This window comes from Leisingera sp. CC-HEC096, from assembly GCF_059429235.1.
In genome coordinates this window covers 37,206-49,268 of record NZ_JCAIJS010000008.1, presented here as the reverse complement: position 1 = coordinate 49,268, position 12,063 = coordinate 37,206, and the positions used below count along the sequence as shown (strand labels likewise).

At 65.5% G+C, this 12,063-nt stretch carries 11 protein-coding genes; 10 read left to right on the top strand and 1 reads right to left on the bottom strand.

The annotated features are described in order from the left end of the window. The first annotated feature begins 9 nt into the window (after positions 1-9). Both AC5STI_RS22045 and AC5STI_RS22040 read left to right on the top strand, forming a co-directional pair. The gene (locus AC5STI_RS22045; protein ID WP_495448368.1) at positions 10-1,413 is read left to right on the top strand and encodes an aldehyde dehydrogenase family protein; all 1,404 of its coding nucleotides are present in this window, start codon (positions 10-12) and stop codon (positions 1,411-1,413) included. Between the two features lie 67 nt (positions 1,414-1,480). After that, positions 1,481-3,181 (top strand): AMP-binding protein, encoded by a 1,701-nt coding sequence (locus AC5STI_RS22040; protein ID WP_495448367.1) that lies wholly within the window; start codon positions 1,481-1,483, stop codon positions 3,179-3,181. A 7-nt stretch (positions 3,182-3,188) separates the two neighbouring features. Here AC5STI_RS22040 and AC5STI_RS22035 read toward each other — a convergent pair whose 3' ends face one another. Further along, complete coding sequence (locus AC5STI_RS22035; protein WP_495448366.1) at positions 3,189-4,211, bottom strand: nucleotidyltransferase family protein; 1,023 nt, start codon at positions 4,209-4,211, stop codon at positions 3,189-3,191. Positions 4,212-4,374: 163 nt separating this feature from the next. Between AC5STI_RS22035 and ehuR the strand changes: the two genes are divergently transcribed. The 8 genes from ehuR (at position 4,375) to eutC (ending at position 12,050) form a co-directional block, all read left to right on the top strand. Further along, the gene (gene ehuR, locus AC5STI_RS22030) at positions 4,375-5,769 is read left to right on the top strand and encodes a MocR-like ectoine utilization transcription factor EhuR (RefSeq protein WP_495448365.1); all 1,395 of its coding nucleotides are present in this window, start codon (positions 4,375-4,377) and stop codon (positions 5,767-5,769) included. Between the two features lie 95 nt (positions 5,770-5,864). Further along, a complete protein-coding gene (locus tag AC5STI_RS22025; RefSeq protein WP_495448364.1) occupies positions 5,865-6,881 on the top strand; it encodes a TRAP transporter substrate-binding protein in 1,017 nt (338 codons plus the stop codon). Between the two features lie 69 nt (positions 6,882-6,950). Beyond that, positions 6,951-7,517 carry a TRAP transporter small permease gene (locus AC5STI_RS22020; RefSeq protein WP_495448363.1) on the top strand — a complete coding sequence of 189 codons (567 nt, stop codon included), beginning with the start codon at positions 6,951-6,953 and terminating at the stop codon, positions 7,515-7,517. 10 nt (positions 7,518-7,527) lie between these two features. Then, positions 7,528-8,814: a TRAP transporter large permease gene (locus AC5STI_RS22015; RefSeq protein ID WP_495448362.1), complete on the top strand. Its 1,287-nt coding sequence runs from the start codon at positions 7,528-7,530 to the stop codon at positions 8,812-8,814. A 12-nt stretch (positions 8,815-8,826) separates the two neighbouring features. Further along, positions 8,827-9,264: a universal stress protein gene (locus AC5STI_RS22010; protein WP_495448361.1), complete on the top strand. Its 438-nt coding sequence runs from the start codon at positions 8,827-8,829 to the stop codon at positions 9,262-9,264. 10 nt (positions 9,265-9,274) lie between these two features. After that, positions 9,275-10,039 (top strand): ectoine utilization protein EutA, encoded by a 765-nt coding sequence (gene eutA / locus AC5STI_RS22005; protein WP_495448360.1) that lies wholly within the window; start codon positions 9,275-9,277, stop codon positions 10,037-10,039. 18 nt (positions 10,040-10,057) lie between these two features. Then, a complete protein-coding gene (gene eutB / locus AC5STI_RS22000) occupies positions 10,058-11,065 on the top strand; it encodes a hydroxyectoine utilization dehydratase EutB (protein ID WP_495448359.1) in 1,008 nt (335 codons plus the stop codon). Then, complete coding sequence (gene eutC, locus AC5STI_RS21995) at positions 11,058-12,050, top strand: ectoine utilization protein EutC (RefSeq protein ID WP_495448358.1); 993 nt, start codon at positions 11,058-11,060, stop codon at positions 12,048-12,050. The genes eutB and eutC overlap by 8 nt, the downstream gene beginning before the upstream one ends. The last annotated feature ends 13 nt before the right edge of the window (positions 12,051-12,063 follow it).

The window sequence follows — 12,063 nt, the reverse complement described above, 5'->3', positions numbered from 1 at the left end:
AGAACGGCAATGGACTATGGTATGCTGATCAACGGCGAACAGGTCTCGGCGGAGCGCGTGATCGAGGTGATCAACCCGGCGACGGAGGAGGTGTTTGCCCGTGTGCCGCATGCCTCTGAGGCGCATCTGGAGCAGGCGGTGGCCGCTGCCAAGGCGGCGCAGAAGGGCTGGGCGGAGACACCCATGGCGGAACGGCGCACCAAGGTGGAGGCGCTGGCCGCCGCCATCGGCGAGGAGGCGGATGAGCTGGCGCGGCTGATCACGATGGAGCAGGGCAAGCCGCTGCCCGAGGCGCAGGGCGAAGTGGCCTGGTCGCAAGGGTATCTGGCGCATACCGCGACGCTGGAGCTGCCGGACCGGGTGATCCAGGATGACGCCGAGTTCCGGATTGAGACCCGGCACAAACCGCTGGGCGTGGTGGCGGGCATCATCGCCTGGAACTTTCCGCTGCTTTTGTGCTGCTGGAAGATCGGGCCTGCGCTGATGGCGGGCAATGCGATTGTTTTGAAACCCGCGCCGACGACCCCGGTGGCGGCGCTGAAGCTGGGCGAGATCTGCGCGCGGATCTTCCCGGCGGGGCTGGTGAACATCATCACCGATGCCAATGACCTTGGCCCCAAGCTGACGGCGCATCCGGATGTGGCCAAGATCGGCTTTACCGGCTCGTCCGAGACCGGCAAGCGGATCATGGCGAGTGCTGCCGACACCATGAAGCGGGTGACGCTGGAGATGGGCGGCAATGACCCGGCCATCGTGCTGCCGGATGTGGATGTGAAGGCGGTCGCGGAAAAGGTCTATGGCGGGGCGTTCCTGAATGCGGGTCAGGTGTGCCTGGCGGTGAAACGCGCCTATGTGCACAGCGATATCTATGAGGAGTTCTGCGCCGAGCTGGCGGCGCTGGCCGGGCAGGCGGTGGTCGATGACGGGATGAAGCAGGGGACCACCATCGGACCGATCCAGAACAAGGCGCAGTTCGACAAGATCAAGGGGTTCCTGGAGGATGCCCGCGCCTGCGGGCAGATCATTGCCGGGGGCAGCGCCAAGGACGGGCCGGGGTATTTCGTGCCGCCGACCATCGTGCGGGATGTGACCGACGGACAGAGGATCGTCGACGAGGAGCAGTTCGGTCCGGTCCTGCCGGTGATCCGCTTTGACGACGTTGACGATGTGATCGCGCGGGCCAATGCCTCTGACTACGGGCTGGGCGGGTCGGTGCATTCTGCTGATACGGACAAGGCCACCGAGATCGCCGGGCGCATCGAATCCGGTACGATCTGGGTGAACCAGCAGCTGAACATCGGTCCGCATATCCCGATGGCGGGCTTCAAGGGTTCCGGCCTGGGGGTGGAACAGTCGGTCGAGGGGCTGGCGGAATACACCCAGATGCAGGTGATCAACGTCGCCCGCGGCTGATCCCTCTTGAAATCCGGCCGGGCTGCCGCTGCGGCGGCCCGGTCCGCTCAATTAGCTGAGAACACCTATGACTGACCCGCAAACTGACCTCACCGCCCCGATTGACGGCCTGTCGCATGTGCAGGGGCCAGATGAGCCGCCGCTGCAGCATATCACCATCCCGGCGCTGCTGCGGCAGGCGGTGGCGCAGCATGGCAGCCGCGAGGCGCTGGTGTTCACGGATGCCGGCATCCGGATGACCTATGCGGAACTGGCCCGGAAGGCGGATGAGCTGGCGGCGGGGCTGCTGGAGCTGGGCGTAACCAAGGGCGACCGGGTCGGGATCTGGTCGCCGAACCGCTGCGAATGGGTGCTGACGCAGTTCGCCACCGCCCGGATCGGCGCCATTCTGGTGACGATCAACCCGGCTTACCGGCTGGCGGAGCTGGAATATGCGCTGAACAAGACCGGCTGCAAAGTGCTGATCGCGGCGGAAAGCTTCAAGAGTTCCAACTACCTGGGCATGATCCGCGAGCTGGCGCCGGAGCTGGCCGCAGCCGCCCCCGGCCGGCTGGCGGCGGCGCGGCTGCCTGACTTGCGCCATGCGGTGGTGATGGCGGCGGATCCTGGCCCCGGGGTTCTGTCCTTTGAAACTTTGCAGGAGATGGGTGCGGATGCGGACGCCACCGCGCTGGACGCACTCAGCGCGGATCTGACGCCGGAGGAGGCGATCAACATCCAGTTCACCTCCGGCACCACCGGGCTGCCGAAGGGGGCGACGCTGACGCATTTCAACATCGTCAACAACGCCCGTTTCGTCACCAGCCGCATTCAGCTGACCGCGGCGGACCGGCTGCTGATCCCGGTGCCGCTGTACCATTGCTTTGGCATGGTGATGGGGGTGCTGGGGGCGGTCTCCAAGGGGGCTGCGATGATCTTCCCCGGCGAGGCGTTTGAGCCGGCTGCGGTGCTGGACGCCGCCGCCGCGGAACGGGCCACCGCGCTGTATGGCGTGCCGACGATGTTTGTCGCCATGCTGCAGGAGCTGGACCAGTCACCCCGCGATGTGTCCTCCCTGCGCACCGGCATCATGGCGGGCGCGCCGTGCCCGATTGAGATCATGCGGCGGGTCAACCGGGACATGCATATGCAGGAGGTGACGATCTGCTATGGCATGACCGAAACCGCGCCGGTGTCCTTTCAAAGCTTCACCTCTGATCCGGCCGAGAAGCGCTGCACCACCGTGGGCCGGGTGCATCCGCATCTGGAGGTGAAGGCGGTGGATGGCGAGGGGCGCACCGTGCCTGCGGGCGAACGCGGCGAGCTGCTGGTGCGCGGCTATTCGGTGATGCAGGGGTATTGGGATGACGCTGAGGCAACCGGGGAGGCGATCCGGGACGGCTGGATGCGCACTGGCGATCTGGGTACCTTTGACGTGGAGGGGTTCTGCAGCATCACCGGGCGGGTGAAGGACATGATCATCCGCGGCGGCGAAAACATCTATCCGCGCGAGATCGAGGAGTTTCTGATCCGCCATCCGGATATCGCGGATGCGCAGGTGTTCGGGGTGCCGGATGAGAAATTCGGCGAGCAGGTTTGCGCCTGGGTGGTGCCCGCGCCGGGCGCCAGCCTGGAGGAAGAAGCCGTGCGCAGCCATTGCCGCGGCCAGATCGCGCATTTCAAGATCCCGCAGCATGTGCGGATCGTGGCGGAGCTGCCGATGACCGTCACCGGCAAGCCGCAGAAATTCCGGATGCGGGACGAGATGGTGCGGCAACTGGCCGGATGAGGCGGGCTCAGGACGGCAGCGAGTCCAGCAGGGCGCGGGTCTCCGGCATCTGCTGCAGGCTGGCGGCGATGCGGGCGCGCCAGGCGGGGCCGCGCTCCATCGCGGTCTCATAGGCCTCGGCCAGGTCGTCGGGGCGCTCGGCGTGCAGAACCTCGATCAGGAACGCCGCCTGGGCCCGGTCCTTGCGCGATTTCAGCGCGTCGGCACCGCCGCGGCGGCGGTCGGCGACGATCAGCTTGTGAATGGCAAAGCGTTCGGGCCGGGGGATCTGGATCAGCACGCCGGAGCGGTAGAGCAGGGGCGCCTGCAACGGTTCGGCAATCAGATAGTTGAGGAAATGCAGGCTTTGGGCGCTGACGCCGAGGGCGGGCAGCTCGCGCAGGCCCTCCTGATCGCTGAAGGAAGGGGTGAGGAACTCGACCAGGGTGCGGCGGTCTGTCTGCCGCCAGCGCCAGACCTGGCCTTTTTCCGTGGAGGGCAGGGGGTCGAACTTCAGTTCCGAGAAGACATCCGCCAGGGGGGCGTCGACACTGTCCTGCAGCACCAGCGATAGCCGCTCGAAACTGGCGATGTCGATGTCGTCGGTCATCGCCGCCTGGTCGAAGGTGATACGCACGCCCAGTTCGCCCTCGTAGCAGCGGAAAGCCTGGGTGCCGACCAGGGTGCCGCCCAGCCGGAAAACCCCGGCGCGGGCCATGGCGGAGATCACCTGGCCGCTGCCGGCATCCGCCATCAGGTAGCCCTCGGCGCGCAGGGTGCGCATCAGCCGGGCACGCTCGCGGCTGGCCTGTTTCTCGGCCTCGGCGATGGGTCTTTGGCGCTCCAGCCGGCTGCGCAACTCCTCCGTGTCCTCGCCGATGTAACGGTCCACGGTCTCGGTGCCGATCCGGTAGTGGTCGTACCAGTAGCGTTTGCTGCCGATGGTCTTGAGCTTGGGCGCGCCGCGCAGGCCGGAGACGGCGCTGTCCTTGAGCGAGCGCAGAAGATCGGTCCAGGCGGCGGTGCCGGCGGCGGAGTGGTGCTGGATCACGAGGCTACCCCACAGAAAATTCTTTGTGGGGTATGTATAGCCGGTTTTCCTACCCTACAAAATATTTTTTGTGGGGTATGGCGGCAGGACCTGCATCAGATGATTCTGTGCTGTGCGGCAATTGTCTTGGGATTTCCGGCGCGGGGCGCTATACAATTGCACCATGACAATCTGGTATCCCGATCCCGCCGCCCTGACATCGCCCCTGCACACCAGCCTGGCCGCCGCCATCGCCAAGGCCATTTCAGACGGCCGGCTGCCCAAAGGCACGCAGCTGCCGACCCATCGCAGGATGGCGGAGGAGCTGGGGCTGAGCGTGCACACGGTCAGCAAGGCCTATGAGGCCCTGCGGCGGCAGCGGCTGATTGACGGACAGGTGGGGCGCGGCAGCTATGTGCTGGACCCGGACACCTCCAATGACCAGCCGTTCCAGCTGAGTTCTGAGAAGGGCGGCGGCTTTGATTTGTCGATCTCGCGGCCGCTGATTTCGCAGCATCACGCGGAGCGGTTCGAGACGGCGCTGAAGGCGCTGCCGGAGGGGCTGGATCCGAGCTGTTACCTGTCCTGCCGCCCGAACGTGGGCCATGACGCGCACCGGGCTGCCGGGGCGGAGTGGCTGAAGATCTGCGGGCTGGAGGTGCCTGCGGAGCGGATCATCATGACCAACGGCGTAAGCCACGGCATGTCCGCGGCGCTGTCGGCGCTGACCCGGCCGGGCGACACGGTGGTGTCGGACAAGATTACCCATCACCTGCTGGTGTCGGGCTGTTCCTATCTGGGGCTGAACCTGGCCGGGCTGGAGACGGATGGCGACGGCATCCTGCCGGACGCGCTGGAGCGCTATTGCCGGGAGCAGTCTCCCAAAGTGCTGTTTTTGCTGCCCTCCCTGGCCAACTCCACCGCCGGGATGATGCCGGAGGACCGCCGCAGGGCGCTGGTGGAGATTGCCCGAAAGTATGATCTGCACATCATCGAAAACGATGCCTTCGGCCCGGTGGCGGAGGACCGCCCGGTGCCGGTCTCGGCGCTGGCGCCGGAGCGGTCGATTTACCTGACGACCTTTACCAAATGCACGGTGTCGGGGCTGCGCGCCGGTTACTTGGCGGCGCCGGAGCATTTGCTGCCGGCGCTGACCGGGCGGATTGTGGTATTCGGTTGGATGGCGACGCCCCTGATGTGCGAGCTGGCCACCCGCTGGGTGCAGGACGGCACCGCGCTGGAGCTGGCCCAGTGGCAGCGCCGCGCGCTGGCGGAGCGGTATGCGATTGCCGAGGACGTGCTGCAGGGCTGGGACTGGCAGGGCCATCCGTCGGCGCTGCACCTGTGGCTTCCGCTGACCGAGGGCTGGACCACCGCCAGCTTTGTCTCCTACGCGCGGGAGCTGAAGGTGGCCGTGGCCCCGGATGCGCCGTTTCTGACCCCCAAAACCCCGCCGCAGAACGCGGTGCGGGTGTCGCTGGGCAGCGTCCAGGATCAGGACCGGTTCCGCCAGGCGCTGGAGCTGATTGCGGGGATGCTGGGCCGCCCGCCGGAGGGAGTCGCGCCCTTCACATACTGATTGTCCTGCAACAATAAAAAAATTGACATGCAGTACAATTCCTCTCAAGTCTGTCGCAGCGGTGCGCAGGCACCGGTGAGACTTGGGAGGAAATCATGGCTCAGACAGTCACATTCAGCTTCGCCGCCCTGGCCGCGGCGGGGATTGCCCTGGCGGGCAGCGCGGCGCAGGCGGACACCTGGCGGTATGCCTTTGAGGAGGCGATGACCGATGTGCAGGGTGTCTATGCGCAGAAGTTCAAGGAAGAGATCGAGGCGAACTCGGATCACGAGATCCAGCTGTTCCCTTATGGCACACTGGGCGAGTCCGCTGACATCATGGAGCAGACCCAGGATGGCATCCTGCAGTTCGTTGACCAGTCGCCGGGCTTTACCGGGTCGCTGATCCCCGAGGCGCAGGTGTTCTTTGTGCCGTATCTGCTGCCGACCGATCAGGATCACCTGGCGCGCTTCTACAAGGAGAGCAAGGCGATCAACGACATGTTCAAGCCGCTCTATGCCGATCAGGGGCTGGAGCTGCTGAACATGTTCCCCGAGGGCGAGGTGGCGATGACCACCAAGACGCCGGTGTCCACCTGCGCGGATCTGGACGAGGTGAAGTTCCGGGTGATGACCAACCCGCTGCTGGTGGAAAGCTACAAGGCCTTTGGCGCCACCCCGACGCCGCTGCCCTGGGGCGAGGTGTACGGCGGTTTGCAGACCAATGTGATCCAGGGGCAGGAGAACCCGACGTTCTTCCTCTATTCGACCAAGATCTATGAGGTCACCGATTACATCACCTATGCCGGCCACAACAATTTCACCACCGCGGTGATGGCCAACAAGGATTTCTATGACGGCCTGAGTCCGGAGGATCAGCAGCTGGTGCAGAACGCGGCGCAAGCGGCCTATGACCACACGGTGGTGTACCAGCAGGAGGCGGCGGAGACCGAGCTGGCCAAGATCATGGAGGCCAAGCCGGACATGAAGGTGACGGTGCTGAGCGACGAGCAGCGCAGCTGCTTCAAGGAGGCGGCGGCCGAGGTCGAGGCCAAGTTCATCGAGATGACCGGCGACAGCGGCGCCGCGATCCTGGAGCAGATGAAGGCGGACCTGGCGGCCACCGCCAACTGACGCCTGCATGGTAATCGCTGCTGAGCGGGTGCCGCCCGCTCAGCGGTTCGCAGACCTTGGGAGGAAGGAATGCACCAGACACATGACTCCGCGCTGCCCGGTTTCCTGGGTGTGATCGACAGCGCCATCAGCCGCATTGAGTCGTTCCTGCTGGCCGCCGGTGTGCTGCTGATGGCGGCCAATACCGTGGCCAATGTGGTGGGGCGGTTCGTGCTGGGCAATTCCATCTTCTTTACCGAAGAGCTGAACCGGATCCTGATCATCCTGATCACCTTTGCCGGCATCAGCTATGCCGCGCGCAATGCCCGCCACATCCGGATGTCCGCGGTCTATGACCTGCTGCCGCCGTATCTGCGCAAGGTGATGGTGGTGGTGATTTCCGTGATCACCGCCGGGTTCATGTTCCTGCTGTGCTTTTACGCGGTGAAATACATCGGTTCGCAGGCGTCGCGCGGGCGGGTGCTGCCGGCACTGCAGATCCCGGTCTGGGTGATCCTGGTCTGGGTGCCTGCGGGGTTCTTCATGACCGGCGCCCAGTACCTGCTGACCGCGGTGCGCAATCTGACCTCCAGCGGCATCTACCTCTCCACCCATGTGCGGGAGGGGTACGAGGACGCGGAAGAAATCGAAATCTGAGGACGGACCCATGGCTGCAACCATTTTCCTGACCATGATTGTCCTGCTCTTGCTGGGCTTTCCGATGATGATCCCGCTGATTGCCGGCGCGTTCATCGGCTTTCTGATGCTGTTCGGCGATCTGGCCCGGACCGAGACCATGGTGCAGCAGATGCTGGCGGGCATCCGGCCCGCGTCGCTGATTGCGGTGCCGATGTTCATCTTTGCCGCCGACATCATGACCCGCGGCCAGTCGGCGGGGCGGCTGATCAATGTGGTGATGGCCTATGTCGGCCATATCCGCGGCGGGCTGGCGATTTCCACCGCGGCGGCCTGCACCATGTTCGGCGCGGTCTCCGGCTCGACCCAGGCGACTGTTGTCGCTATCGGCTCGCCGCTCAGGCCGCGGATGCTGCAGGCGGGGTACAAGGACAGCTTTGTGCTGGCGCTGATCGTCAATGCCAGCGATATCGCCTTCCTCATCCCGCCGTCGATCGGGATGATCATCTACGGGGTGGTCTCCAGCACCTCGATTGCCGAGCTGTTCATTGCGGGCATCGGCCCCGGCTTGCTGATCCTGCTGCTGTTTTCCGCCTATGCCTATATCTATGCGGTGCGCAACAACGTGCCGGCAGAGCCCAAGGCCACCTGGGGCGAGCGTCTGAGGACCATGCGGCAGGCGCTGTGGCCGATGGGGTTTCCGGTGATCATCATTGGTGGCATCTACGGCGGCGTGTTCAGCCCGACCGAGGCGGCGGCGGCCTGTGTGCTTTATGCGCTGATCCTTGAGGTCCTGGTGTTCCGCTCGATGGCGCTGGCGGATGTCTATGAGACCGCCAAGTCCACCGGCCTGATCACCGCCATCGTGTTCATCCTGGTGGGGGCAGGGGCGGCGTTTTCCTGGGTGATCTCCTTTGCGCAGGTGCCGCAGCAGATCCTGGGGGCCATCGGCATCGCTGAAATGGGCGCCATCGGGGTGCTGTTCGTGATCTCCATCGCGTTTTTCATCGGCTGCATGTTCGTCGATCCTATCGTGGTGATCCTGGTGCTGGTGCCGGTGTTTGCGCCGGTGGTGAAATCGGTGGGGCTGGATCCGGTGCTGGTCGGCACCATCATCACGCTGCAGGTCGCCATCGGATCGGCCACGCCGCCGTTCGGCTGCGATATCTTCACCGCGATTGCCGTGTTCAAACGCCCCTACGCCGAGGTGGTGCGCGGCACGCCGCCGTTCATCCTGATGCTGCTGGGCGTGTCGGTGGCGCTGATCTTCTTCCCGCAGATTGCGCTGTTCCTGCGCGACCTGGCCTTTGCCAAATAAGGAGGCGCCGCGATGTTCACATCCATTCTGGTGCCCTTTGACGGCTCCCAAGGTGCCGAGGCCGCGCTGGCCAAGGCGGCGGAGCTGGCGCAGCTGTGCGGGGCGGAACTGACGCTGCTGACGGTCTACCGCCACCATTCGCTGCTGGAAGCCTCGATGCATTTGGTGCGCCCGGATCAGCCCGAGGATCTGGACGAGATCATGCGCAGCCACGCCCGCGCCGTGGCCGAACGCGGCAAGGTGCTGGCGGCGGAGGGCGGCGTTCAAAGCCCCCGTGCCTTCGTCAAAGGCGGTCCGGTGGCGCGCACCATCACAAGCTTTGCCAGGGAGCACGGGCATGATCTGATCGTGATCGGCAGCCGTGGCCTTGGCTCCTTGGAAGGCGTCCTGCTGGGCAGTGTCTCCCACAAGGTGACGAGCCTGGCGGAAACCCCGGTTCTTGTTGTTTAGGAAAGCGAAAATGGCCCTTGATATCCACTCCACGCCCTCGCGCGTTGCGGCCCGGCTGGACGGGCGCCCGGTGCCAAAGCGGATCGCGCTGGTGGCGCTGGCGACCGACCACACGTCGGAGCGCGACTTTGCCCGGATTTGCGACCCGGACCGGGTGGGCGTCTATGTGAACCGGATCGCATTCGAGAACCCGACTACCAGAGAAACACTGCTGCAGACCGGGCCGCGGCTGACTGAGGCGGCGGCGCAGATCCTGCCGGAGGAAGCGGTGGACGTGGTGGCCTATGGCTGCACTGCGGCCTCCATCGTTTTGGGCAATGATGCGGTCGCCGGGTATCTGAACGCGGCCAAGCCCGGCGCGCCTTGCGTCACCCCCAGCTCTGCCGCGTTTGATGCGTTTGCCGCGCTGGGGGCCGGGCGGGTGTCGCTGCTGACCCCCTACAGCCCCGCTGTCACCGATGAGATGGCGCAGTATTTCGCCGCGCACGGGCCGGAGGTGGTCAGTGCCGCCTGTTTCGGGCTGACTGACGACCGCCGGATGGCGCGGATATCCGAGGACAGCATCATCGAGGCCGGCATTGCCGCCTGCGATGCGGGTGCGGATGCGCTGTTCCTGTCCTGCACCGCGCTGCGGGCCGCTGTTTGCGTGCAGCGGATCGAGGACCGGCTGGGCAAGCCGGTTGTCAGCTCGAACCAGGCGATGGTCTGGCGCTGCCTGCGGCTGGCGGGGATCACGGATGCGGTGCCGGGCTACGGCCGGCTGTTTGAACTTTAACCAGGCAAGACAGGTCCAATGACTGAGAAAATCACCCTTCAGGACAGCTATCAGGCCCGGGCGCGGATCGCCGGGCGGATCCGGCGGACCGCCCTTGTGGAGTCTCCCGCCCTGAGCAAGCTTTGCGGCGGCGCGGTCTCGCTGAAGCTGGAAAACAGCCAGATCACCGGCAGTTTCAAGCTGCGCGGCGCCACCAATGCGGTGCTGGCGCTGAGCGAGGAGCAGCGTGCGGCGGGGGTGGTGGGGGTCTCCACCGGCAACCACGGGCGCGGGCTGGCCTATGCGGCGGCGCAGGCCGGCGTGCGCTGCATCATCTGCATGTCGGAACTGGTGCCGCAGAACAAGGTCGAGGGCATCAAGTCCCACGGCGCCGAGGTGCGCATCATAGGCCGCTCGCAGGATGATGCGCAGGTCGAAGTCGACAAGCTGGTGGGTGAGGGCATGACCATGCTGCCGCCGTTCGACCACCGCGATATCATTGCCGGGCAAAGCACTGTGGCACTGGAAATGCTGGAGCAGGCGCCGGATCTGGAAACCGTGCTGGTGCCCCTGTCGGGCGGCGGGCTGATATCCGGCGTGGCGATGGTGATGAAGGCGGTGAATCCGGCGATCCGGGTGATCGGCGTCAGCATGGAGCGCGGCGCTGCGATGTATGAATGCCTGCGCGCGGGCAGGCCGGTGCAGGTCGAGGAGCTGCCAACGCTGGCGGATTCCCTGGGCGGCGGCATCGGGCTGGACAACGCTTATACCTTCGCAATGACGCAGGCATTCGTCGATGAGGTGGTGCTGGTGTCCGAGGCGGAGATCGCGGCGGCCATCCGGCACTCCTATTATGAGGAGCGGCTGGTGATCGAAGGCTCCGGCAGTGTCGGCATTGCGGCGCTGCTGGGGGGCAGGATCGCCAATCCGGGGCGCTGCGCGGTGCTGGTGAGCGGCCAGAACATCGGAATGGACCTGCACAAGCGCATCATTGATGGTGAAGATGTGGATGTGGCGGCGGAGACCGGGGGAGGCGCAGATGCCTGACATCAAGATCCTGACCGAAGCGGAGCTGCGAGAACTGGTGCCGCTGGATGCGGGTGCGGTGGACTGCGTGGAGCAGGGCTTTACCACACTGGCGGGCGGCGGGGTGGAGATGCCGCCGATCATGACGCTGCCGGTGCCCGACCATAACGGCGAGGTTTGTGTGAAAACCGCCTATGTGCCGGGGATCGAGAGTTTTGCCGTGAAGATGAGTCCGGGGTTCTTCGGCAACCCAAAGCTTGGACTGCCCAGCACCACGGGGCTGATGGTGGTTTTTTCCAGCCGGACCGGCCTGCTGGAGGCGCTGCTTCTGGACAATGGCTACCTGACCGATGTGCGCACCGCTGCGGCGGGCGCTGTCGCGGCGCGCCATCTGGCGCGGGAGGATGCCAAGCGCGTCTGCATCATCGGCGCAGGAGTGCAGGCGAAGATGCAGTTGAAGGCGATGACCCTGGTGCGCGGCATTCAAAGCGCCGTCATCTGGGCACGGGACAGCTCGAAGGCAGAGGCCGTTGCCGCCAGCCTGCACATCGAACTGGGGATTGACGTCACCGCGGCCACGGACGCCGCGGCGGCAATTGCCGGGGCCGATATAGTGGTCACCACGACTCCTGCCGCCGACCCCGTGATTAAGGCGGACTGGCTGCAGCCCGGCCAGCTGGTGATCGCCATGGGCTCGGACCAGGAGCACAAATGCGAGCTGGAGCCTGCCTGTCTGGCCAGGGCGGACCTCTATGTGCCCGACAGCCAGGCGCAGTGCGCCGTCAAAGGCGAGCTGCGCAGCGCCATTGCCGCGGGGCTGATCGCCGGGGACCAGAGTTTCACTGAACTGGGCGGGATCACCGCGGGCAAGGCCCCCGGACGCCAGTCGGACAGTGACCTGATCATTGCCGACCTGACCGGCACCGGTGTGCAGGACACCGCCATCGCAACCCTTGCAGGCTCCCGCGCTGATGCGGCGGGGGCAGGCGCCACTTTCACCAGCTGATCAACCAGGAACC